This is a genomic window from Bartonella sp. AS69XJJH (assembly GCF_042195585.1).
In the GTDB taxonomy this organism is placed as follows: Bacteria; Pseudomonadota; Alphaproteobacteria; order Rhizobiales; family Rhizobiaceae; genus Bartonella.
The window spans coordinates 280,384-304,631 of the sequence record NZ_JBHIOO010000001.1; the positions used below are offsets into that span (position 1 = coordinate 280,384).

Genomic DNA, 24,248 nt, shown 5'->3' on the forward strand with positions numbered 1-24,248 from the left:
TGGGTTGAGAAATGTTTGGAAGACTTACAGATCCTACGGCAGGTGCTTTTCATGCGCTTGCACATGAACCGATCGTTTTGTATACATGTATTGCAATTGTTTTAGTTGGTTTAATTGCTGTTATTGCTCTAACAGCACTTGGGTGGTGGGGGATTTTATGGCGAAATTGGATCACAACGGTTGACCATAAACGCATAGGAATTATGTATATCGTGCTTGGCATTATCATGCTTGTTCGTGGTTTTGCGGATGCGATTATGATGCGGACACATCAAGCTTTTGCTCTTGGGAGTGAAACAGCGGGTTATTTACCTCCTGAGCATTTCGATCAAATTTTTTCAGCACATGGTACGATCATGATTTTTTTCATGGCCACGCCTATTTTATTTGGTCTTTTTAATTATCTTATACCGCTTCAAATTGGTGCGCGTGATGTTGCTTTTCCCTTTGCAAATAATCTAGGTTTTTGGATTACGGCTGCAGGGGCGATATTGATTAACATATCCTTAGGTGTTGGGAATTTTGGTCGTGGTGGTTGGTTGATGTATCCACCTTTTACAGAATTGCAAACGAGTCCAGATACAGGGGTAGATTATTATTTATGGTCACTTCAGCTTTCTGGTATTGCAACAACAATGGGATCAGTGAATTTTATTGCAACGATGATTAAAATGCGTGCTCCTGGAATGACAATGATGAGAATGCCTATTTTTTGTTGGAGTGCTTTTGTCAGCAATGTTCTTATTTTAGTTATTTACCCTGTCTTAGCTGTAGCATTTGCATTGTTGGCGTGTGATCGTTATTTGGGCATGAATTTCTTTACCAATGTTGCTGGTGGAAATCCAATGGTGTGGATTAACTATGTTTGGATTTTTGGTCATCCTGAAGTTTATGTTTTAGTTGTTCCTGCTTTTGGAATCGTTTCTGAGGTTGTATCAACTTTTTCTTCAAAACGTCTCTTTGGTTATACCTCAATGGTATGGGCAATGTTGGTTATTTTGATTCTTTCTATGCTTGTTTGGGGGCATCACTTCTTTACAATGGGTGGCGGTGAAGCTGTGAATACTTTCTTTGGTATTGCAACGATGATTATTGCGGTTCCAACAGGTGTTAAAGTCTTTAATTGGCTGCTGACCATGTATAAGGGGCGGATTCGCTTTGAGCCTCCAATGCTTTGGTGCATGGGAATGATTTTTACATTTGTTGGTGGTGGGTTGACAGGTGTTTTGTTGTCTATTGTGCCTGCTGATTGGCAGTTTCATAATTCGTTGTTTTTGGTAGCGCATTTCCATCATACAATTATTGGGGGGGTCGTTTTTGCGTACTTAGCGGGGATTGCATTTTGGTTTCCAAAAGTTTTCGGTTATAAACCGAATCGGGCATTGGGTATTGCATCTTTCTGGTGTTGGTTTATTGGTTTTTACCTTGCCTTTTTCCCAGTCTACGCACTTGGTTTAATGGGGGCGACGCGTCGTCTCCAGCATTACATGGAACCTAGTTGGCAACCAATGTTTATGATTGCTGCATTGGGTGCTATTATTATCTTGCTCGGTATCCTTTGTTTTGTGCTGCAAGTTGTTTTGGCGGTTTGGTACGGTATTAAACATAAAGGATGCTTACCGGTGATAATAGGTGATCCTTGGGGTGATGCACGAACACTTGAATGGTCTATCTCTTCACCGCCTCCTTCTTACAATTTTGCAATACTTCCAGAGGTACAATCTGATGATGCTTATTGGAATATGAAGAAGAATGGTTATCAGCGTCCGACAAGTGGATTTGCAAAAATTCATATGCCATCAAATACGTCCGCTGGAATTATTGCAGGATTCTTTTCATTGGTTGTCGGTTTCGCCCTTGTTTGGCATATTTGGTGGCTTGTTGCGATTGGATTGATTGGTTTTGTTGCAACGATTGTGTGTCATTCGTTAACAGGCGATCATCATGGTTACTATATTCCAGCTGAAGAAGTGCAGAAAACAGAGGACGCTTTTACAGCTGTTCTTAAAGAACAAGGAGTAGCAGTATGAGCGCGGTGACAATGAATAACGCGAGTACTATAGATGAACTTCACCACGATAGTAGTTCGGTAATGACGTTTGGTTTTTGGGTCTATATTCTTTCAGACTTGATCCTGTTTTCAACACTGTTTTCAAGTTTTGCTGTATTTTCTGCTTCTTATGGCGGTGGTAAAGCGGGCAATGAGTTTATAGATTTAAAGTTTGTTTTGGTTGAGACTGCTTTCTTGTTGTTTTCATCCGTCACTTATGGCTTTGCAATGGTACAAGCACATAAAAATAACATCAGTGGTGTTCGTTTATGGATGGCTATTACCTTTGTATTGGGGTTTTGCTTTATTGGAATGGAAATTTACGAATTTCATGAACTTTTGAACGAGGTATTCTATTACGATCCTAATGCTTATGCAGGTATTGATCCTGCAACAGGTTTACAGCTTTTTGGACGAGAAGTTCTATCTGCATATTGGTCAGCGTTTTTTGCTTTAGTTGGTACCCACGGTCTTCATGTAAGTGTTGGTCTTCTCTGGATGATAGTGATGTTTTTTCATCTTCGTCGTAATGGTTTGGATCAGAACAATAAAACACGTTTAGCATGCCTTTCCATTTTTTGGCATTTACTTGATATTGTATGGATTGGTGTTTTCACCATGGTTTATCTATTAGGAGCGTTGTGATGAGCGTGCAAAATGAAACACATGGTCCCAGTACTGGTTCCTATTTAGTTGGCTTTATTCTGGCTGTATTTTTCACTTTGGGTTCTTTTATTCCTGTGATGTATGGAATGATGGAAAGTTGGGCAGTTAGTACGAAGGTTGCGTATCTTATTGGGATGGCGATTATTCAGATTATAGTACAAATTGTTTTCTTTTTGCACTTGAATTCTGGTCCAGATGCCAAGTGGAATTTAAGCGCATTGTGGTTTGCTGCTATTTGCGTTTTTGTTATTATTGGGGGAACTTGGTGGGCTATTTCTCATTTGAATTATAATATGATGGGTGGTTCAGGACGTGTTATTGAACCGGAAATATCAAGTGGAGATGATTCTTCAGTATCTGAGCAGTTATCAGACAAAGACATGTCCGTAAGAAAACAGCCAGAAAAGATACAGGGCTCAGAAGTTTCGATGGAGCAAGGTGCAAGTACACAAACTCCTGTGGATCAAGCACCTGGTTCAGAAGTTCCTATGGGGCAGGGTCTAAGTACGCAAACTCCTGTGGATCAAGCACCTGGTTCAGAAATGCCTATGGGGCAGGGTCTAAGTACGCAAACTCCTGTGGATCAAGCACCTGGTTCAGAAATGCCTATGGGGCAGGGTCTAAGTACGCAAACTCCTGTAGATCAAGCACCTGGTTCAGAAATACCTATGGGGCAGGGTCTAAGTACGCAAACTCCTGTAGATCAAGCACCTGGTTCAGAAATGCCTATGGGGCAGGGTTTAAGTACGCAAACTCCTGTAGAAGAGTAGTGGTTAGAAATATCTGTGGAGCTGATGCGGCATGTATCAGCTCTTACAAGAAATTCGTGGGATATTAAAGAGGGGGTAGGTACAAGATATCAATGAAATGAGTAGTATCATTATTTTGAATGTACTTTTATTTTATAAAAGAGAAATTCCATGGGGTATTGAGTTAAGCTTTAATTTTTGAGACAAATAGCTCTTTGTAGAATATACAAAAAGTGATATTTATACAATTCACTACAAAGAGAGAGAATGTGAAAAACAAGTTTTTATGTTGTATAAGATAAAAAAAGCTACGAAGCAGTAACGTTTTTATGATTTACAGGATTTATATTAAAGATACCATTAAAGTTATTTGCAATAATAATATGCCATTTAAATCAAAAATTTAGAGAATAATCAGAAAACTTAATGAAACCCGTTGTAATGACAGTTATTGGTGCTGGTTCTTTTGGTACTGCATTAGCGATAGCTCTTGCCCGTAATGGTCATAATGTTTTACTTTGGGGATATAGTCCTCAACATATCCAAGAATTACAGGAACAACGCTGTAATCAAGTATATTTACCTGATATTCGATTTCCTGAAAATTTATTACTTGAAGCTTCGCTTGAAACTGCAATAGCAGCAAGTCACAATATATTAATCGCTGTTCCAAGCCATGTATTTCATCAAGTTTTGTATAATATTCAGCCTTATTTAGATCAGCATTCACGCGTTATTTGGGCTACAAAAGGTTTAGAACATGGTACTGGACGTTTCTTACAAGAGGTTGCTCGTGAGATTTTAGGTGAAAAAATTCCTTTAGCTGTTTTTTCTGGACCAACTTTTGCTCAAGAACTCGCTATTGGTTGGCCTACTGCAATGACGATAGCAGCTTCTGATGTTGAGTTTGGTAAAGAATTGCAGCAACTTTTTCATTGTGACAAAAGTTTTAGAGTTTATAAAAGTTCAGATATGATTGGTGTTCAATTAGGGGGAGCAGTCAAAAATGTTATTGCTATTGGTGCAGGAATATCAGATGGCATGGGATTTGGGGCAAATGCACGAATAGCTCTCATCACACGAGGATTAGCTGAAATCAGTCGTTTAGGAGGAGCTATGGGTGCTGAGCTTTCCACATTTATGGGAATGACAGGCTTAGGTGATCTGGTTTTGACATGTACTGATAATCAGTCGCGTAATCGCCGTTTTGGAATACTTCTTGGTAAAGGAATAGATATAAAAGAAGCGGAAAAACAAATTGGTCAGGTTGTGGAAGGGTACTTAAATACCAAGGAAGTACATACATTGGCGCAGCGTATTGGGGTGGAAATGCCCATTGTAGAACAAATTTATCAAATTCTCTATTGTGGTAAAAACATAACTGAAGCGGCAAACACATTACTAAGCCGCGCCCTCAAGGACGAAATACACTGATATTTTGTTTTTAAAAAATAATTCCAATCGTAAAAAATAGAAACATGTTATGAAGCATATAAAATAGATTGTATTGATGGTTGTATAAGGCAGTCATATTCCAGCAAATTATAGATTCATATCATTCGATTCTTTATAAAACATGGCTGAAATATAAAAGTTTTGGCTTTTGTCTAAGAGCTATCTCTTTGAAAATAGATTATCGTTTCCACTTACGCATGTTTATGTAATGTAATGAACAAGATATTTTGATTGTCTCTTAAATTCATCTCACAATGATATTTGCAAACAAAATAATACAAGACTCATTAGGTAGAAGCATCTTATTTATGTAACGTATAAGCTAAGAATATCGGGGCAGGGATATTGTGTATCTCTGTTTTTGTAATTCTTTAAAACAAGAAGACAATCTAATTTGGGAAGAAGATGGAATTTTAAAGATAAAAACCAATTCTCATCTTTACAATTATTTTTAAATTCAGTTTTACGCTATCGAAAGCAATATCTTTTAAATAATGGAGATTATCTCACACCTTTATTTTTTCATTTTCTAATGAAAGCATTTCTCTGATGTGTCAGGTAAAATAGAATGCCCAAAAAACCCGATTGTTGTTGTATATTCACGCGTTTATTTTAAAGAGACCTCTCTTAAAACTCTAAAGCCCAATTCGTGACGGGGACCGTGAATAGTGTAGCGATAAAGCCATTGTGCGCATCCCCATCTTTACGTTTATGAAGGAGGAAGCCGAGCATCATTACCCCCTCGATGTTGAGACAGTTCTTGGCAATTGAAGTTGTTCAGTAGAGATATTTACGCCTTTTATTTTCTCACATGTCAATTCTGTTTTTTATATGCAAGAAATGATTTTTGGAATTACAACTTTAAAAGTCTAAGATTGAAAAAATGTTATTGTACTTGTTTGTGGCTGTCATCTAAACTGAAAAAAATGTGATTATAAAGATAACAAATTGATTTATATGAATAATTCATTTTATTTTTGTATTGAGTTAATTAAAAAATATGTGTTTTCTTGTCACAAGCGGGTTAGTATGTGGATAAAAATTATTAAAAATACTTCTAATGGATCATCTCACGTATCAAGAGTTGTTTCAACATTAGAATATGGCAAGTAAAATGATGGTGTCGGTTTGTCATCTGTATAAACATTAAAATGGTGGTGCAAAAAGGATTTGATGTACTTCACAGGGATTTTTTATACGTATCTACAGATACCATTGTGAAATGGAATGGCGTGCATTGAGAGATATCTTTAAAAAATGCATGAAGGAGCAACAACTGTAGTGTTTTTGGGCGTTCTCTTTTATCTGACACATTAGAGAAATGCTTTCATTAAAAAATGAGAAAAATAAAGGTGTGAGGTAAAGCGTAACCTCTATTATTAAAAAAATATTGATGCGGATGCTTTGAAAACCGTAAAGCCTCATTAAAGAATAATAGTAAGGCTAATGATTGATTTGTTGACGCCTTCATATTCTTCCTAAATTAGATTGTATTTCCGTTTCAAGAATAAACCAAACGGTAGGCAATATTTTTTTCAATTTGGTATACAAAAGCTGAGACTAAGGATTTTAATAATTCTCTAATCTCTGTTTCAAACTGCGGTGGCATGAGGGCTGGATATTGATTTATAAGCAACGGCAAAAGCATATGCTTTAGTAAAGTAAATAACGTCATAAAATACAAAATTTATCAACCATGGATTGAAAAAACATTCGGATTTTTTATAAAATAATTTGCAAAACAAGGCATCATATATCTGGTTTTGTATTACACTTATTCTTATAAAGCCCCCCACAGGTGACTTACGTCATATTTTTCTAAGTGCGATGATTTTTATCCTTCCTGAGTATCATCACTTTTTTTCAGTTCTTCAAGTATTGGCATAGACATGATGTTATAGCCTGAATCAACATAATGGATTTCACCTGTAACACCTGATGATAAGTCAGAGAGTAAATAAAGAGCAGATTTTCCAATTTCATGAATATTTACGGTACGCCGTAATGGGGCATTACGGCGTTGATGTGAAAATATTGCCCGTGCGGCTGCAATACCATTACCTGCTAAAGTTCTAACAGGACCAGCGGAAATCGCATTGACACGGATATTTTGAGGACCAAAGTCCGCTGCTAAATAACGGACCATAGCTTCTAAAGCTGCTTTAGCAACACCCATGATGTTATAATTAGGCACAACTTGCTGTGAAGCACCATAGGTAAGAGTTAAAAGTGTTCCTCCATTGGGCATAAGCTTACTCGCACGCTGAGCAATTTCAGTAAAGGAATACGCTGAAATAACCATCGTACGTTGAAAGTTTTCACGTGTTGTAACATCAACGTAACGCCCTTTTAGCTGATTTTTATCTGAAAAACCAATGGCATGGACAATAAAATCAATAGTTTCCCATTCTTTTTCAAGTTGCTCAAAGACGTAGTCAATATTTTCACTTTTTTCAACATCACATTCTAGCACTAATTTGCAGCCAAGTTTATCTGCTAGAGGCTGAACACGTTTTCCAAAAGCATTTCCTTGATAAGTCAATGCTAATTCAGCTCCTGCTTGTGCGAGCTGACAGGCAATGCCCCAAGCAATTGAATGGTCATTCGCAATTCCCATAATAAGGCCACGTTTGCCCTCCATCAAACCTTTCATATTATTCTCCGTAAGACCGTGCTTTTTTCAATTACTAAGAACTTTTGTTTATTCATAGCGTTGGAAAACAAGCGTTGCATTGGTACCGCCAAAGCCAAAAGTATTTGACAACACGGTATTAAGTTGTTGATGATCGCGGCGTTTACGAACAATTGGCATATCGGCAAAAGCTGGATCAAGTTCTTCAATATGAGCACTTTCACAAATAAAATTATGATTCATCATTAACAATGTATAGATTGCTTCTTGAACACCAGCTGCACCCAAGGAATGTCCTGTTAGAGATTTGGTAGCGGAAATGGGGGGGCATTGATCACCTGCTCCAAAGACACGACGGATAGCTTCTATCTCAGGAGGATCACCAACAGGAGTTGCTGTCGCATGGGGATTGATATAATCAATTTTATTATTGACTGTTGCAAGGGCCATGCGCATGCACCGTTCCGCTCCCTCTCCTGATGGGGCAACCATATCATGCCCATCGGATGTTGCACCGTATCCAACGATTTCTCCGTAGATTTTTGCACCACGTGCTTTAGCAAGTTCTAAATCTTCAAGGACTAAAACACCAGCCCCTCCAGCAATGACAAAACCATCACGATTAACATCATAAGCACGTGAAGCTTTGTGAGGGATGTCATTATATCTGCTGGACATAGCGCCCATGGCATCGAATAAAACAGATAGTGTCCAATCCAAATCTTCGCAGCCACCCGCAAAGACGCGTTTCTGCTTACCATATTGAATCATTTCGTAAGCATTACCAATACAATGATTTGAGGTAGCACAAGCTGAAGAGATTGAATAATTGATCCCCTTTATTTTAAAGAAAGTTGCAAGTGTTGCGGATGCTGTAGAACTCATCGCTTTAGGGACAACAAAAGGTCCAACACGTTTTGGACCTTTTTGGCGTGTAATATCAGCAGCCTCAACGATTGAATGTGTTGAAGCACCTCCAGAACCCATAATAATACCCGTGTGTTCATTCGATACTTCATGCGGTTCTAGACCCGCATCAGCAATTGCCTGATCCATGGCGATGTGATTCCATGCTGTTCCACGCCCATGAAAACGTAGAGCGCGTCGATCTACAAGTTCTTCTATATTAATATCGGGTTTGCCATAAACTCTGCTACGAAAGCCTAATTCGGCATATTGAGGTGCGTAAGAAATTCCGGATTTTGCTTCACGTAAACTGGTTAAAACAGCTCCAGGGTTATTTCCAATCGCGGAGACAATTCCCATTCCGGTTACAACAACTCGACGCATTCATACCTCCTCGTTCCATACAGAATAGTGAAAAGTTCTTTCTAATGGAAATAACGTTCAATCTTCTTTGAATAAAGCAACGCGTAAATCATTCGCCTTATAAATAGTCTCTCCATCTGCTTTTAACCACCCATCAGCTATTCCTAAGACTAAATTTCCACGTCGAATACGCTTAAAATCTATTTCATATTCAAGAATTTTGGTTTGTGGAGTTACCATCCCTGATAACTTTACTTCACCTGTTGATATCGCTCTTCCTTTTCCTGGTTCGCCTAGCCAACCAAGAAAAAAGCCTGTTAATTGCCACATACCATCCAGTCCGAGACATCCTGGCATGACGGGATCGCCTATAAAGTGACAATTAAAGAACCACATGTCAGGTGTAATGTCAAATTCGGCGCGAACCATCCCTTTATCGTATTTACCATCAGTTTCACTAATTTGAGTGATTCGATGAATCATCAACATTGGCGGTGCTGGCAATTGCGCATTACCTCTACCAAACATTTCGCCGCGAGCGCAGCTTAGAAGCTCTTCATAAGTGTAGCGAGACTTTTGTTCAGCCATTGTTACTCCATTTATTTGCATATATCTTTATTTCTGCGCTTTTCTCAACCTACTTTTAGAGCAAATTTTAAAGAGAGGGAAATGATTTTATATCATTTTTAATGACAAAAGCCTTTTTTTATGTATTCTACATAGGTAATTATTTAAAAATGGAATACAAGATTACACCATACTATTCCCATTTTTTTGTATTTTGATCTTATTTAGCAGGAATATATTTGGGTTTGTAATATGTCAGTGAGTGCAGACAATTTAGATATCAATGAAGAGCAACAGTTCACAAAAGAGTGTGGAAAAATTGTGCAATATTATTCCATTTCTATGTTAGAAAAGCGTTTGCGTCAAAATGGTTTGCGTCCAACACGTCAGCGGTTGGAACTTGCGCATATGATTTTTTCCCAAGGAAATCGTCATATTACTGCTGAAGAGCTCTATGAGGAAGCTGTGAGGGCAGGTGTACCTGTATCTTTAGCAACGGTTTATAATACGCTTCATCAATTTACGGAAGCGGGATTATTACGGATTATTGCCGTAGAAGGCTCAAAAACTTGGTTTGATACCAATACCTCTGATCACTACCATTTTTATATAGAAGGCGAAAATCGTATTCTTGATATTCCTTACAATTTGGAAGAAGCTCCCATTATTAGAAATTTGCCTGAGCCACCAGAAGGTATGGAAATTTCACATGTTGATTTGATCGTGCGATTGAAACCAAAAAATCAATCTTGTGATAGGCAGTGAAGATATTCAATGAGGAATAAAAATTAAACTTGATGAGTTTGAGCGTTCACCAACCTTTTACTTTTTCATCAGGATAGATTCCCCATAACTGGGGTTGCTGAAGCCATCCGCGCGTATTATTAATGTTTAGTTCGCACCATTGTCCATCACATTGGCGGATATTACCAATGACATTAGGTTCTACTTCCGCCACAAGTTCTGCGTTGTCGGTGGGGTTTTTTCGTAGCATCAGCCTTTTTGTTTTATCTTTTTGCCATGGAATAGTTATAGCGGTTCGCTTTCCCGATAAAAGCGATTGATACACCCATCCCTCATCGCCTTCTGCATCACGAATTTTGCGCCATTGATCATATTCTTGAATGATTTCAATAGGTAATCCCTTCTTTTTGTAGGTAAAAATGATAGAATAGTTGCTTCCTGGTCCGACGCGTACATTAACGCTGGTGGGTTTAATAGAAGCAAATCGCGGAAGTGGTAAACCACTAGGCCCTAAATTTTGATTAAATGTTTGTGCATGCAACAAATGAGGTGAACCCAATACAATGACTGTTGTTATTAAGATACATGATGCGAGTATTGAAATACGAAACCAACGAGAATTTTGCACACCGAACTCCTTTATTTCGTCATATATTGGAAATTTAAAATCTGAAAGATAAGACTGGAAACTGATAAAAAGTATGACACACTGCTCGTTAAAGAGATCTAAACGATGAGCAAATTGCTACAAAAATATCAAAATAAGGAAAACAAAAGTTTGTATTTCTTAGTGCTTATTTTGTTTATGAGGGGATAGATATAAATAAACATTGGATTTTTATGTAGCTGTACGCGCGATAAAACAGTAAAGCATACTGGAGCCGTCTGGAGCCGTAGCAGTTTTTGTACAGGAAATTAGGGCTAACGTATTGCATCTCTTTTCTAAGTTTGTTTCTCGAAGTAAAAGTACATGTATGCATATTATGAACAAAGCTGTTCAGTAAAGGGGGTATCGTGTGGCATGAAAAAAGTTTTGAATGGACAAAATAATACGATAAATAAAATATTTAAGCGTAAAAATATGAGCAACATTATAGAGTAGGTTGATATGTGAAGGGCTAATTTTAACAGGACACTTTTTCGTGATAATCCATTTTATAAAATTTGCTATACCATAATCTTATACCATGATAATGCTTATCTGTATGGTAGATAAGGTGGCTCCATCGTTCTATTTATCAGCTTTCAATGTTATGCAGTTCCTATTATTTAGGGTGTTCATAAGAAGCATTTTTGTTTTTTCTTAAATAGCTTTTATTCCATTTGCATACGAATTCCGCTTATGATGTACAAGAAAATAATCTTCATTGATTCAATATGAGAAGGTGTTGAGAAACTTTACGTGATTCAGAATTATTACTTAATATGAAAAACGATTACTTATAGTGATAAATCAATGCGTTAAAAACTTTAACTCGCTATTTAAATTGTAAAAATATTTCCATCAAAAATGGTAATAAAAGGCACATTCATCCATATTAAAATACAGTGGTTTCTCTGTTTATTGTCAATTTTCTTTTTCTCTAACTCTGTATAGAAGAAAGTTGAATGAAATAGAAGGGCTTATTCGATACACTTATGAGGGTAATTACATAAGTGATAAATAGAAGACATTTAGCAAGAAAAAAGAATCTGTAGTGCAGTGGTTGAAATTCGTCATCCTCTAGAGAGACAGAGGCAAGAGATATAAAAAGTTATGGAATTATATCGTTTTGTTACATAACTGAAGGGAAAGAGGATTATGCATTTGATATAATATTTTTACACACAACCGCATATTGCGATAGTTATTTTTGTTTTGCAATCTGATCTAGGATGTTCGAAAGATGTAGAATATTTAATGACAAAAAAGAAAATCATCATGAAATTTTCACATAAAAACAGTTATTTAAGAGATATCCAGAAAAAGAAAAGTTATAGCGAAAAGTGATAATAAAACACCTCACACTCAATTCACAGAGGAACAAGTCACTTAAATATCTAAAGTGTAGTTTGTTATCTATTTTTGAAATATAAGAGTGAAATAAAAGCCACCTCTATGATAGAAACCTTATTATTTTCAAATAACTAACATACTATACAACATTGCACAAGAAAACCTACACAAAAGCAATTTATTAAAACCGCCTATGAAAATAAAATCTTCTAGTAGCTTATTATCTATTGCTTATGCAATTATATAATATCATAAAGTATATTACTTCGCCGCAACAGTTCGTCCGTTACTAACAAAACCTTCTCTTTGCGCACGCTTACGAGCAAGCTTACGTGTACGACGAATAGCCTCAGCCTTTTCACGAGCACGCTTCTCAGATGGCTTCTCATAATAACTACGCATTTTCATTTCACGGAAGATACCTTCACGCTGCATCTTTTTTTTCAACGCGCGGAGCGCTTGGTCAACATTATTATCACGAACGAGTACTTGCACTATCTATCCTGCTTTTTTCAGTGTCATAAATGATAGGAAAAACCTACGTCCTTTTAAAGGCATATCCAAAAGGACAAACACCTATATCATATAAAGAAGGCATTTGTCTATATCGCTTTTTAAAATTCTATTCTTTTTGCAATAAAACGCTTTTTATAATGAATGATAGAATTTACGGTTATAAATTTATGAAAGTCCTTGTATTTGATCATTTTCGTCAAGATGAATTTTTTCAGCTGTGGGATAATGGGGTAGTCCCGGCATGGTCATAACATCTCCACAAATGACAACAATAAAGCCGGCTCCCGCACAGAGACGAACTTCTCGTACGGGAATTTCAAAATCAACAGGAGCACCATATTGCTTGGGATCAGAAGAAAAAGAATAAGGTGTTTTTGCCATACAAATAGGGTAGTCCCCAAAACCTTCTTTTTCCCAAGATTCAAGTTGTTTGAGAATAGGGGTTGGGATGACGGCGCCACGCCCACCGTATAGTTTTGTTATAATACAATTAATTTTTTGAACGAGTGGAATATTATCTTGATATAAAACTTTAAAATGAGAATGTGTTTCTTCAATCAAGGTAACGAGTTCTTGTGCAAGTTCTATAGCGCCTTTTCCACCTTGTTCCCAATGCTTACAGATAATAGCTTTGTGTCCAGTTGTTGCAACTATTTTTTGTAATGTTTTTATTTCAGCATCGCTATCGCTGTTAAAATGATTGATAGCCACAACACAAGGAATACCGTAGTGCTCCATATTTTTTATATGTCGTAAAAGATTGGCTGTTCCTTTTTCTAAAGCGGTGATATTTTCTTCTGTCAGGTTATTTTTATCCACACCACCATTCATTTTTAATGCACGAATAGTTGCGACGATCACTGTAGCATTTGGTACAATACCTGCTTGTCTACATTTGATATTGAAGAACTTTTCTGCTCCAAGATCTGCTCCAAACCCTGCTTCTGTGACAACATAATCAGCAAGTTTTAAAGCAGTTTTTGTTGCTATAACTGAATTGCAACCATGAGCAATGTTGGCAAAAGGTCCTCCATGAACGAGAACAGGGTTATTTTCAATTGTCTGTACGAGATTGGGTTGTATAGCATCTTTGAGAAGAACTGCCATTGCACCTTCCGCATTGAGATCAGAAACGGTGATGGGCGTTTTATCATAACGATAAGCAACAATAATTTTTTTGAGTCTTTGTGTAAGGTTTTCTAAATTTTCAGAGAGACAAAGAAGTGCCATAATTTCTGACGCAACAGTAATATCAAAACCTGTTTGGCGTGGAAAACCATTTGTTATGCCCCCCAATGAAATAACAATATCGCGCAATGCACGGTCATTCATATCAAGAACGCGTTTCCAAACAATGCGACGTGGATCAATGTTTAGAGTATTGCCCCAATAAAGATGATTATCTATCATCGCGGCAAGAAGATTATGAGCAGCTGTAATAGCATGAAAATCACCGGTAAAATGTAAATTAAGGTCATCCATTGGAACGACTTGCGCATAACCACCACCAGCAGCACCACCTTTTACGCCAAAACAGGGACCTAAAGACGGTTCTCTCAAGGTAGCGATTGTTTTTTTACCAATAAGATTAAGAGCATCATTTAGTCCAACTGTTGTTGTTGTTTTGCCTTCTCCGGCAGGTGTGGGATTGATAGCTGTGACGAGGATAAGTTTACCATCTGGATTTTTATTAAGCGATTTTATGTATTCAGAAGAAATTTTAGCTTTATCATGGCCATAGGGAATAAGATTTTCATGTGAGATACCAATTTTTTGTGCAATTTCAATAATATGTTGTTTTTTAGCAGTGCGAGCAATTTCAATATCTGTTTTAAGCATGGAAAAATTCTTTAAACTTAACTTTTATTAATGTTCGGGATCTGTACCCCATGAATTAATTAGAAGAATTCATAGAGAACAAAAAATGTTAAGATATCATAGAAGTCGATGATATGCCATGCAAGAGATAATGCTAAAGAAGCACAAGAAGAGTTTTATTGTTTTTTAGGAAAAGAATCTCTCTGCTTTTAAGCAGTAAAAATACGTTTAATTCAATTAAAAATATTTCGAAAAGAAGCTTTGGTTTGCAACAAAATTCTGATGATATTAATGGATACCATAAGTGTTTGATGGTGGTACGTTTGAGAAGTAGTTTATTTATTCTTTCCAACAACACACTGAAAAAGTTTTATATGGTGATAAACCGGAATTTATGGTGGCACATCTGAAGTGCCTCTTAAGTTGGAACTGCTAGAAATAAAATATTCAGAAATATCCAGTTATGGAAAAATTAGAAATCAGCACGTGAAAAATTACCTGACTGATTAGAGAGTATAATCCGGAAGAGACCAAAAACAAGCGCATAGATTGAAAAAAGAAAACAACAACACACGCTACTCACGCAATCGCTATGATTATTAGCTAACAAAAGCACCTTGGGGCTGCATTGAAGGACTCGTAACATCCTATTCTAGCAAAATAGCTAAAGAAACGACTCACAACAGAATGAAATAACAAAATGCAAAAAAATCAAAGATAGGTAAAAATAAATCACAAAATAAAGAATTTAAAAAGCCTGACTTTATAAGTAAGGTATTATATTGATAGATGGCGCACCCGAAGAGATTCGAACTCCTGACCCCCAGATTCGTAGTCTGGTGCTCTATCCAGCTGAGCTACGGGTGCATACACTTCAATTTTTTACATTGTCTAAGACAAAAGGTTCCTAATCGTTTCATTCAAGAAATGCAAGTGAAACTTGGGGCGTCATAAAAAAATCTCTCTTTTTTATGAGATATTTTAAAAAAGGATATAATATATTATTGTTTCAGTTGGTTTTGATTTGATCATTTTTTTGTTTTGACCGTACAAAGCAATATGAACGATAGTTAACTTGACGTTTTAATCTATGAAAGATAGTCAAGCAGGGATGAGATGTGTTTTTTGCGGTGGGGGTAAGATATATACACCCGCTGTATGGTTTTTGTGTAAAACGCCGATATTACTGTTGAAAACTATTTCAGATGAACATGACACAGCAAGGATGGGTGTATGGCGTTATTAAAAAAGAGCTTTCCATTAGTGTTTTTAATCGTTGTTTTAACGGTTACTTATTGGGCTGGAAAAAAGAGTGCAGAACAACCCATTTCTATAGTGGATAAAACAGGAGTATCCCATAAAGCTTCAAAGGAAAAAATGGGACGACCACCGGTGAATGTTGTCGTTGATCTTGTAAAAGTTCAAGATCTTTATGAACAACTTAACGTGCTTGGGAGTGGAAAAGCTCTTGCAGAAGTCGATCTTACCCCTTTATCCTCAGGTGTTATTGATAAGCTTTTTGTATCAGCTGGCACAAAAGTACAAGCCGATGATGTGATTGCAAAGCTTGATTCTAAAAAAGAGGAAATAGCGGCTGCAAAAGCAAAAGTACAACGTGATAATAATGCGTTAACGCTTTCGCGCATTCTTAAATTACGCGCCAGCAATACAGCAACGGAAGTTCAAGAAATTATGGCACGCTTAGAGTTGGATAACGCAAATTTAGTTTTGCGTAATGCTGAATTAGAGCTCGATAGGCGAACAATTCGTGCACCGATTCCTGGAGTTGTTGGTATTTTGCCCGTTGATGCGGGGAATAATGTAGCCCTTAATACTGTAATAGGCCGTATTGAGAATAGAGAACGTATTTTGGTCGATATATGGGCCCCTGAACGATATGTGTCGCGCATCCATAAAGGAGATGAGGTAACGGCAACGTTAACAGCGCAGCCAGATAGATCTTTTGTTGGTCATATTTATGCGATTGATAATATCGTTGATCCAGAAAGTCGCACACTTCATGCTCAGGTTGAAATTAATAATGAAAAAGATACGCTCATGTCTGGTATGTCCTTTTCTGTTGTCTTGCAATTTCATGGTGGTTCTTTTCCTGTCGTTAATCCTCTTGCTGTTCAATGGAACAGTAAAGGGTCATTCGTTTGGCGCGTGAGAGAAGGAAAAGTAGAGTCTATACCCGTATCAATTATTCAGCATAAAGCGGATCAGGTTTTCGTGAAAGCTGCCCTAGAAAATGGTGATCAGGTTGTCATTCAAGGGGTGCAAATGCTTTATCCAGGAAGTAAAGTAACTATTGATGATCCAAAGTCCCATCAACAGCAATTATCAGCAGGTTATGGAATGGATATACAATGAGCCAAGAATTGAGCACAAAACAGCCTACGTCAAAGGTGGAGCAAGGTGGTCTCATTACCTTATTTATTCGCAGACCGGTTTTTACTCTTGTTTTGAATGCTATGATCATCATTGCAGGATTTGCAGCATGGTTAAATGTTGATGTAAGAGAATTACCCGATGTTGATACTCCCGTAACAACGATTGTGACGATGTTTTCTGGTGCATCGGCAGAAACAATTGATCGTGAAGTTACAAAAGTTATAGAAGATGCTGTTTCTCGTGTTTCAGGTGTTAAGACGATTTCTTCAACGTCTTCTTTTGGACGCTCCCGCGTGCAGATTAATTTTAATGTCGGTGTTGATTTGAATGTAGCGGCATCTGATATTCGTGATGCTCTCTCCCGTGTTACCTATTCTTTACCGAAAGATGCGGATTCGCCTTTGATTATTAAAGCAGATTCGAATGCTGCTGCCATGATGTATTTGGTTGTGACGTCACCAACAATGAGTGTTGATGATTTAACCACGATTGTAAACGATCAGATTGTTGATGCTATTTCTGCTGTTGATGGTGTTGGTGATGTACAGGTCGATAGTGCTCGCACAAAGATTTTTCAGATTGATATAGATCAAGCAAAACTTGCAAGTTATGGATTAACTGTAGCAGATATTTCACGTGTTCTTGCTGATATGACAACAGATGTGCCAGTAGGGTCATTACGCAATTCTAAGCAAACTTTAGTTGTACGTGCTACTGCACGTTTAACAACACCAGAATCTTTTGAACAAGTTGTTTTAAAGCCTCATGTGCATCTTGGTGATGTTGCGCATGTTACTTTATCGCCGGATATAGAAACGGTTATTCTTCGTATCAATGGAAAGACAGGTATTGGATTAGGTATCGTACGTAAAGCACAATCCAACACTCTTAATATTTCTGAAGGTGTGAGAGCTGTTGTTGATAATCTCAAAAGTATTGTTCCTTCTTCTGTACATATAGACGTTATTAATGACGATGCAATTTTTATTAAAAGTGCCCTTCATGAGGTTGAGGTTGCGTTGGTCATTGCTATTTTGAGCGTTGTCTTGGTCATTTTTCTTTTTCTCAAAGACATTCGTGTAACACTGATACCTGCTTTATCTCTTCCTGTCGCTTTGATTGGTACCATTGCAGCTATTTATCTTGTAGGATTTTCATTGAATATTCTCACATTTTTAGGACTTGTTTTAGCAACAGGGCTTGTTGTGGATGATGCCATTGTTGTTCTTGAGAATATTGTTCGGTGGCGCAACATGGGATTAGGTTCCAGAGCAGCGGCGGTGATAGGAACACGTGAAGTATTTTTTGCTGTTTTAGCAACAACATTGACATTAGTGGCTGTGTTTGTTCCTATTTCCTTTCTTCCTGGGCAAGTTGGAGGACTTTTTAGAGAATTCGGTTTTGTTTTGGCAATTTCTATTTTGCTTTCTTCAATTGTTGCTTTAACACTTTGTCCCATGTTGGCTTCACGTTTTCTCAAAGAACATATTGAGGATAAAGAGGAAAAGTCCCATCATTATTTTACTTTTTTATATAAATTAGGTACTTTTTTTCATAAGGCATATACTTACAGTTTGCATAAGTGTTTAGAAAAGCCTTGGGCTGTTGTTTTTGCTTCACTTATTTTTGGGGGTCTTTGTGTTGGAGGCTATACGAAGCTACAACAGGAATTAACGCCAGCAGAAGACAGAGCTGTGATCTTTTTGGTCATTAATGGACCACAAGGGATTTCGACACAATATTTGAACGAGCAGGTAGAGCAAATTGAAGCAAGTCTACAGCCATTACGTGATGCAGGGGAGATTGCTAACAGTTACTCTATCGCGGGTATTGGAGGTTCACCCAATACTGCTTTTTTGATTTTATTGCTTTCATCTTGGGATAAACGTTTACGTAGTCAGCAAGAAATTGTGAAAGATGTTAATGCAAAGGTTAAACAGTTTCCTGCAGTTTTTGTGTTTGCTGCGCAGGGAAATTCTCTAGGTGTGAGCGGAACTGGGCAAGGGTTACAATTTGCAATTCTTGGCAATGATTATGCAACATTACAACCCATTGCTGATAAGCTGGTGAGTGCTTTACAAGATGATCCGCGTTTTATTCGCCCACGCCTTACTGTTGATGCAACACAACCGCAATTTTTTATTGAAATCAATCGAAAAAAAGCCTCTGATTTAGGGATTGATATCACCAATTTGGGCGATACATTACAAGCAATGTTGGATGGTAAAAAGATTGGTTCCATTAACGTGGATGATCATTCTTACGATGTTAAATTGATATCGCGTAAAAATTCTATGAAGAGTCCTAGTGATTTAGAAAATATTTTCTTAAAGACTAAAGACAATCGATATGTTCCTTTATCGGTTATTGCGCGTTTACATGAAAAAGCTATCGCCCCCCAATTAAAACGGGAAAAACGCATGAGTGCTGTTATTTTAAGCGCAAATCTTGCTCCAGATATCGCTTTAGGGGAAGCTTACCAAACTGTACAGAAAATTGCTTCTCCTTTGTTATCGAAAGGAACCTATTTGGTTCCCTTAGGGGAAGCCGAAACGCTTAATGAAACATCTTCCAATTTTATGATTGTTTTTGGTATTGCCTTTTTGATTATTTTATTGATTTTGGCTGCTCAGTTTGAAAGCTTTATTTCAGGATTCATTATCATGGCCACTGTCCCATTAGGGATTGGTTGCGCTGTAATTGCTATGCTATTAAGCGGTGTGAGTCTTAATATTTACAGCCAAATTGGATTAATTTTGTTAATTGGTGTTATGGCAAAAAATGGTATTCTCATTGTTGAATTTGCAGATCAATTACGCGATCAGGGAAGAAGCGTGCGTGAAGCCGTAGAAGAAGCAGCAAACATTCGCCTTCGTCCAGTTTGTATGACAATGATTTGTGCCATTTTAGGAGGTATTCCTTTGGTTTTAGCCAAAGGTGCTGGCGCAGAAGCTCGTATAGCTTTAGGTTGGGTTATCGTTGGTGGCTTAGGTTTAGCAACTATTTTTACGCTTTATGTCACACCGGTTGCGTATCTTTTTTTGGGGCGTTTTATAAGACCAAAAGCAGAAGAAGATTTACGTTTAATAAAAGAACTCAATCAAGTTAAATGATGTATCTGGTAGAAAAGATTTGAAAGTTTATTCTTGTAAAAATATCATTTTCGGATCTTATCCTTTTATTTTGTATATTCCTTCATTTTGATGTGAGCAGTGAAAATAGCGAGCAATAAAGGAGACGCTTTCTGCTTTGTTATTGTTTAGGCATAGATTTCATTATCAATAACCATATAGGATAAGCTTATGGGAGATAGCTTTTCGATTCGAAATGAAAAGGCTTTTGAAGCCACATTAAAAGCTTTACGAAACCATGCTGCAAAGGATGGGGTCTATGATATTCGTCGGCATTTTGTAGAAGATGAACAGCGTTTTTCCCATTTTTCCCTCAGACTTGATGATCTTCTTTTCGATTTTTCAAAATGTGGCGTGACATTTAAAACATTGCAACTTCTAGATGATTTAGCTGTCGCAGCAGATGTGTTAGGCCGGCGTGATGCAATGTTTTCTGGTAAGGCGATTAATACAACTGAAAAACGCTCAGTTCTTCATGTTGCATTACGTTTACCTGCGGATGAAATTTTCATGTTGGATGGTCATAATCTTATTCGCGATATTCAAGACGTCCTTGAAGATATGGAAAGATTTTCTGAAAAGGTGCGTGATGGCAGCTATAAGGGAAACAGTGGCGAGAGAATAAGTGATATTGTCAATATTGGTATTGGTGGTTCTGATCTTGGTCCTGCAATGGTCACATATGCTTTAAAACCTTATCATGATGGTCCACAGTGTCATTTTGTTTCGAATGCTGACAGTGCTCATATTTCTGATACTCTCTCTATTTTGAATCCAGCAACAACGCTGTTTGTCATTGCTTCTAAAACTTTTACAACGGCTGAAACAATGGTAAATGCTCAAGTTGCACGTCAGTGGATTTGTTCACATTTAGGAGAAGAAGCCGTTTGTACGCATTTTGTTGCTGTTTCAAGTGCGCTTGATAAAGTAGCAGAATTTGGCATAGATTCCACAAGAGTTTTTAAATTTTGGAATTGGGTTGGAGGACGTTATTCAATTTGGTCAGCCATTGGACTTGTTGTTATGTGTGCAATAGGTGGTGGAAATTTTCGCCAATTTCTCAATGGTGCTTTGCAAATGGACCAACATTTTAAAACTATGCCTTTGCATAAAAATATTCCTATTCGTTTTGCTCTTTTAGGATTCTGGCATCGTGTTATTTGTGGTTATTCATCACGTTCTATCATTCCTTATGCACAGCGTTTAATACATTTTCCAGCTTATTTACAACAGCTTGATATGGAATCAAATGGTAAGCAAGTCTCGCTGGATGGAAAACCATTAAGTTTTTCAAGTGGTCCAATTGTTTGGGGGGATTCAGGCACAAATAGTCAACATGCTTTTTTTCAGCTTCTTCATCAAGGAACAGATATTATTCCTGTAGAGTTTATTTTATTTATAAAAGGGCATGAGAAAAATTTACATTCTATGTATGAGATGTTGCTAGCAAACGGTTTAGCACAGTCAAAAGCATTGATGAAGGGGCGTAGTATTGAAGATACTCGGCATATCTTGATAAAAAATGGAGTTGATGAGGATGAAGCAAATCATTTAGCACTTCATAGAAGTTTTAAAGGAAACCGTCCTAGCATTACGCTAGTTCAAGATTTATTAACACCTTTTGCACTCGGTCGTCTTATTGCGCTTTATGAACACCGTACTTTTGTTGAAGGGATTTTAATGAATATTAATTCATTTGATCAATGGGGTGTTGAACTTGGTAAAGAATTAGCAAACGAGTTACTACCAATTCTTCGTGGAGAAAGTAAAGCGGATAATCGTGATAGTTCAACATTAGGGTTGCTAGCACATATTCAAGCAAGACGTGCAAAATAAATATAATTTTACAGTAGGTTTTGTACTAACTAAGCAAAAGTAGAATGAGAGAGAAATATGAGATAATTCTTTCAATTGTACTATGCGTTCTCTTATTATCTGAACTGGATTTATGTAACAAAAAATCAAAAAAGTGCAAAAGTTGTAAAAATGAAAATTTATTCGCAAAAACGATAAAGAGCTTTGAAAGGTCTTTGAAGACCCTTTGAAAAATGGATTGGTACAAAACCTAGTGGCAAAATATACAAAACTCGCTGGCAAGCTACAGCAAGCTACACCGCTGGGCTGGCAAGCTACAGCAAGCTACACCGCTGGCAAGCTACAACATTTTAATAATATTGCTTTATAAACTTTGGCGGAGAGAGAGGGATTTGAACCCCCGATAGAGTCACCCCTATGCCGCATTTCGAGTGCGGTGCTTTCAACCACTCAGCCATCTCTCCATAATAAAGTGAAACAAAAATCAGCACTATTTGAGTGTATAAGGGGTAGATAACCTTCAATTGTTTTTGGTACAACCTTTTTTTCTTTTTTATGGGACTTTATTGACAGAGAATAGAAATTCCTTCATATATACAAAATATAAGCGTGGGGAGATCTGCGCATATTTGTGTTGAAGAAGGTTTTATCCTTCTTTAAAATCTATTACGACTGATAAAAAGCAGCCTATTTTCCCTTATTTCAAGGTAGAAATTAAATAAGAGCTGGAGTGAACGGAAGGATAAAAAATGTTCGCAGTCATTAAAACTGGTGGTAAGCAATATCGCATTGTTGCTAATCAAGTGGTAAAAGTTGAAAAAGTTAGTGGAAATGCGGGTGATGTTGTTGAATTCAATGACATATTGATGGTTGGGCAAGAAGGTAATGCGGTTATTGGTACCCCTATCGTTGCTGATGCATTGGTGACAGCTGAGATTATAGAACAGGCACGTGGGCGCAAGGTTATCGCATTTAAGAAGCGCCGTCGTCAAAATTCTAAACGCACGCGTGGTCATCGTCAAGAATTTACGAGGCTTCGTGTTTTAGAAATTTTAATGGGTGGTTCAAAACCTAAAAAAGTCGCTGCGAAACCGATAAAAGAAGAAGCAACTGCACCAAAAGAAACAAAAGCTGCTGCTGTTGTTGAAAAAACGGCTGAAAAAAAGACTGCGTCGCAGAAGAAAGCGTCTGTAGCATCAAAGAGTAAGAAAGATTAAAGGAGAGCGTCTATGGCACATAAAAAAGCTGGTGGTTCCTCGCGTAATGGTCGCGATTCAGAATCGAAACGTTTAGGCGTTAAAAAATTTGGTGGTGAGACCGTTATTGCTGGAAATATTATTATTCGCCAGCGTGGTACACGTTGGCATCCTGGCAACAATGTCGGCATTGGAAAAGACCATACGCTTTTTGCATTATCAAATGGAAAGGTTTCCTTTCAACGCAAAGCGGGTAATCGTTCTTATGTTTCAGTCATTCCTATGGTGGAGGCAGCAGAGTAATCTGTAACACTTTCTAGCAACCAATAAGCTTTCATTGAATTGTAGTTGTGGTTTCATAAGTATTAAAAGGGAAAGATAGAATCTCATCTTTCCCTTTTTGCGTTGGTACTATAGTAAATGTAGAAGATATAACGAAAAAGATAGAATTGGGGAAATGGCTTTTCTCAATGAGGGGAGAAGTTTGTGTGATGTTAGTATTTAGCACTGAACCTATTGGTATTATGATAGAATTTGTTGATAAATTTCTGTATAATAATAGTGATGAGAGACTTTCTTTTTATACATGAAGAAGTGTCTAGTAATTTCTTTATAAGAGAAGCAGTTTGTTTTCAGGAAATTATGAGAAATTTAATGAAAGCATTATTTATGTAATCATTTTGATAAAGATGAATCTTTATATCGGCATTGTGGTATTGATGAGTTGTTATACTGTTTTTAGGTAGTGGTGTGGATAGATGAGGCTATTCATTTAAAAGGACATAGGGATAAAAAATCTATAAGATGGCAGTCAAAGCTACTTTGAAAGTGACGTGCGTTAAGGAATTTTCGGTAAATCGAAAGTGAAGTTATATTTTTAAGGAGGACGGTGTTTAAAGATATAAAAATAACCAACGTGCAATCAGCGCTCTTCAAGAATATTTTTCTGATTTCACTATTATGGTGCATTGTTGGAAATAAACAAGCATAGGAGCTAGGGTTAAGGCAATAATTTCTTTTCATTTTTTACTTTATTTATCTTATTTGTAGAGTTTTTCTTGATTTTGGTAGTTGATTATGGATGGTGCTTGGGGGATATCCATACTTTGCAAATGGTGACAAGGGGCATTGTGTTTGCGATATTGATTGAAGTAAAGGAGGAGCTTAAAATATATAAATGTTATATATTGAGGGTTTTGTATCATAGGATAGCTTCACGGAATTTTAAAGATGATGAGTTGCATGGAGCA

Annotated in this window: 17 protein-coding genes and 2 tRNA genes; 11 read left to right on the forward strand and 8 right to left on the reverse strand. The window is 37.1% G+C overall.

Annotation, left to right across the window (positions count from 1 at the left end; genetic code table 11):
• The first annotated feature begins 11 nt into the window (after window positions 1-11).
• The 4 genes from cyoB to gpsA all read left to right on the forward strand — a co-directional run bounded on the left by cyoB (window position 12) and on the right by gpsA (window position 4,899).
• A complete protein-coding gene (gene cyoB, locus ACFIK6_RS01090; RefSeq protein ID WP_375641403.1) occupies window positions 12-2,030 on the forward strand; it encodes a cytochrome o ubiquinol oxidase subunit I in 2,019 nt (672 codons plus the stop codon).
• Window positions 2,027-2,695: a cytochrome (ubi)quinol oxidase subunit III gene (locus ACFIK6_RS01095; RefSeq protein ID WP_375641404.1), complete on the forward strand. Its 669-nt coding sequence runs from the start codon at window positions 2,027-2,029 to the stop codon at window positions 2,693-2,695. Before cyoB ends, ACFIK6_RS01095 begins: the two co-directional genes overlap by 4 nt.
• Entirely contained in the window at window positions 2,695-3,486 is a 792-nt protein-coding gene (gene cyoD, locus ACFIK6_RS01100) for a cytochrome o ubiquinol oxidase subunit IV (RefSeq protein WP_375641405.1), read from the forward strand. The genes ACFIK6_RS01095 and cyoD overlap by 1 nt, the downstream gene beginning before the upstream one ends.
• Window positions 3,487-3,891: 405 nt before the next feature.
• A complete protein-coding gene (gene gpsA, locus ACFIK6_RS01105; RefSeq protein ID WP_375641406.1) occupies window positions 3,892-4,899 on the forward strand; it encodes an NAD(P)H-dependent glycerol-3-phosphate dehydrogenase in 1,008 nt (335 codons plus the stop codon).
• A gap of 1,855 nt (window positions 4,900-6,754) precedes the next feature.
• Here the strand turns inward: gpsA and fabI are convergent.
• Genes fabI through fabA form a run of 3 tightly spaced genes read right to left on the reverse strand, consistent with a single transcriptional unit; the run spans window position 6,755 to window position 9,409 of the window.
• Window positions 6,755-7,573, reverse strand: coding sequence for an enoyl-ACP reductase FabI (fabI, locus tag ACFIK6_RS01110; RefSeq protein WP_375641408.1), 819 nt, complete (start codon window positions 7,571-7,573; stop codon window positions 6,755-6,757).
• A 48-nt stretch (window positions 7,574-7,621) separates the two neighbouring features.
• On the reverse strand, window positions 7,622-8,842 hold the full coding sequence (fabB, locus tag ACFIK6_RS01115) for a beta-ketoacyl-ACP synthase I (RefSeq protein WP_375641409.1): 1,221 nt from the start codon (window positions 8,840-8,842) through the stop codon (window positions 7,622-7,624).
• A gap of 57 nt (window positions 8,843-8,899) precedes the next feature.
• On the reverse strand, window positions 8,900-9,409 hold the full coding sequence (gene fabA, locus ACFIK6_RS01120; protein WP_273722474.1) for a 3-hydroxyacyl-[acyl-carrier-protein] dehydratase FabA: 510 nt from the start codon (window positions 9,407-9,409) through the stop codon (window positions 8,900-8,902).
• Between the two features lie 231 nt (window positions 9,410-9,640).
• Between fabA and irrA the strand changes: the two genes are divergently transcribed.
• Window positions 9,641-10,153: an iron response transcriptional regulator IrrA gene (gene irrA, locus ACFIK6_RS01125; protein WP_375641410.1), complete on the forward strand. Its 513-nt coding sequence runs from the start codon at window positions 9,641-9,643 to the stop codon at window positions 10,151-10,153.
• Window positions 10,154-10,199: 46 nt separating this feature from the next.
• Here the strand turns inward: irrA and ACFIK6_RS01130 are convergent, their stop codons facing one another.
• From ACFIK6_RS01130 to ACFIK6_RS01145, 4 genes are all read right to left on the reverse strand, one after another.
• Window positions 10,200-10,760 (reverse strand): SH3 domain-containing protein, encoded by a 561-nt coding sequence (locus ACFIK6_RS01130; protein WP_375641412.1) that lies wholly within the window; start codon window positions 10,758-10,760, stop codon window positions 10,200-10,202.
• A gap of 1,629 nt (window positions 10,761-12,389) precedes the next feature.
• Window positions 12,390-12,623 carry a 30S ribosomal protein S21 gene (gene rpsU / locus ACFIK6_RS01135; protein ID WP_273722477.1) on the reverse strand — a complete coding sequence of 78 codons (234 nt, stop codon included), beginning with the start codon at window positions 12,621-12,623 and terminating at the stop codon, window positions 12,390-12,392.
• A 186-nt stretch (window positions 12,624-12,809) separates the two neighbouring features.
• The gene (locus ACFIK6_RS01140) at window positions 12,810-14,483 is read right to left on the reverse strand and encodes a formate--tetrahydrofolate ligase (protein ID WP_375641413.1); all 1,674 of its coding nucleotides are present in this window, start codon (window positions 14,481-14,483) and stop codon (window positions 12,810-12,812) included.
• 769 nt (window positions 14,484-15,252) lie between these two features.
• A tRNA-Arg gene (locus ACFIK6_RS01145) sits at window positions 15,253-15,329 on the reverse strand.
• Between the two features lie 366 nt (window positions 15,330-15,695).
• Here ACFIK6_RS01145 and ACFIK6_RS01150 point away from each other — a divergent pair.
• From ACFIK6_RS01150 to ACFIK6_RS01165, 4 genes are all read left to right on the forward strand, one after another.
• Window positions 15,696-16,835, forward strand: a complete 1,140-nt coding sequence (locus ACFIK6_RS01150) for an efflux RND transporter periplasmic adaptor subunit (protein WP_375641414.1) — start codon at window positions 15,696-15,698, stop codon at window positions 16,833-16,835.
• Window positions 16,832-19,969 carry an efflux RND transporter permease subunit gene (locus ACFIK6_RS01155; protein WP_375641416.1) on the forward strand — a complete coding sequence of 1,046 codons (3,138 nt, stop codon included), beginning with the start codon at window positions 16,832-16,834 and terminating at the stop codon, window positions 19,967-19,969. Before ACFIK6_RS01150 ends, ACFIK6_RS01155 begins: the two co-directional genes overlap by 4 nt.
• A 189-nt stretch (window positions 19,970-20,158) precedes the next feature.
• Window positions 20,159-21,823, forward strand: a complete 1,665-nt coding sequence (gene pgi, locus ACFIK6_RS01160; RefSeq protein WP_375641417.1) for a glucose-6-phosphate isomerase — start codon at window positions 20,159-20,161, stop codon at window positions 21,821-21,823.
• A gap of 217 nt (window positions 21,824-22,040) precedes the next feature.
• Window positions 22,041-22,172 (forward strand): hypothetical protein, encoded by a 132-nt coding sequence (locus tag ACFIK6_RS01165; RefSeq protein ID WP_375677279.1) that lies wholly within the window; start codon window positions 22,041-22,043, stop codon window positions 22,170-22,172.
• Window positions 22,173-22,176: 4 nt separating this feature from the next.
• Here the strand turns inward: ACFIK6_RS01165 and ACFIK6_RS01170 are convergent.
• A tRNA-Ser gene (locus ACFIK6_RS01170) sits at window positions 22,177-22,266 on the reverse strand.
• Window positions 22,267-22,551: 285 nt separating this feature from the next.
• Between ACFIK6_RS01170 and rplU the strand changes: the two genes are divergently transcribed.
• Window positions 22,552-23,019, forward strand: a complete 468-nt coding sequence (gene rplU, locus ACFIK6_RS01175) for a 50S ribosomal protein L21 (protein WP_375641418.1) — start codon at window positions 22,552-22,554, stop codon at window positions 23,017-23,019.
• 12 nt (window positions 23,020-23,031) lie between these two features.
• Window positions 23,032-23,301 carry a 50S ribosomal protein L27 gene (gene rpmA, locus ACFIK6_RS01180; RefSeq protein ID WP_273723965.1) on the forward strand — a complete coding sequence of 90 codons (270 nt, stop codon included), beginning with the start codon at window positions 23,032-23,034 and terminating at the stop codon, window positions 23,299-23,301.
• Window positions 23,302-24,248: the final 947 nt, after the last annotated feature.

Excerpts from the sequence above, each read along its gene's own strand:
- fabI (WP_375641408.1), bottom strand. The coding sequence starts at position 7,573 with ATGAAAGGTTTGATGGAGGGCAAACGTGGCCTTATTATGGGAATTGCG.
- gpsA (WP_375641406.1), top strand. The coding sequence starts at position 3,892 with ATGAAACCCGTTGTAATGACAGTTATTGGTGCTGGTTCTTTTGGTACT.
- pgi (WP_375641417.1), top strand. The coding sequence starts at position 20,159 with ATGGGAGATAGCTTTTCGATTCGAAATGAAAAGGCTTTTGAAGCCACA.
- ACFIK6_RS01150 (WP_375641414.1), top strand. The coding sequence starts at position 15,696 with ATGGCGTTATTAAAAAAGAGCTTTCCATTAGTGTTTTTAATCGTTGTT.
- cyoD (WP_375641405.1), top strand. The coding sequence starts at position 2,695 with ATGAGCGTGCAAAATGAAACACATGGTCCCAGTACTGGTTCCTATTTA.
- ACFIK6_RS01155 (WP_375641416.1), top strand. The coding sequence starts at position 16,832 with ATGAGCCAAGAATTGAGCACAAAACAGCCTACGTCAAAGGTGGAGCAA.
- ACFIK6_RS01140 (WP_375641413.1), bottom strand. The coding sequence starts at position 14,483 with ATGCTTAAAACAGATATTGAAATTGCTCGCACTGCTAAAAAACAACAT.
- rplU (WP_375641418.1), top strand. The coding sequence starts at position 22,552 with ATGTTCGCAGTCATTAAAACTGGTGGTAAGCAATATCGCATTGTTGCT.
- fabB (WP_375641409.1), bottom strand. The coding sequence starts at position 8,842 with ATGCGTCGAGTTGTTGTAACCGGAATGGGAATTGTCTCCGCGATTGGA.
- ACFIK6_RS01095 (WP_375641404.1), top strand. The coding sequence starts at position 2,027 with ATGAGCGCGGTGACAATGAATAACGCGAGTACTATAGATGAACTTCAC.
- irrA (WP_375641410.1), top strand. The coding sequence starts at position 9,641 with ATGTCAGTGAGTGCAGACAATTTAGATATCAATGAAGAGCAACAGTTC.
- fabA (WP_273722474.1), bottom strand. The coding sequence starts at position 9,409 with ATGGCTGAACAAAAGTCTCGCTACACTTATGAAGAGCTTCTAAGCTGC.
- cyoB (WP_375641403.1), top strand. The coding sequence starts at position 12 with ATGTTTGGAAGACTTACAGATCCTACGGCAGGTGCTTTTCATGCGCTT.
- rpmA (WP_273723965.1), top strand. The coding sequence starts at position 23,032 with ATGGCACATAAAAAAGCTGGTGGTTCCTCGCGTAATGGTCGCGATTCA.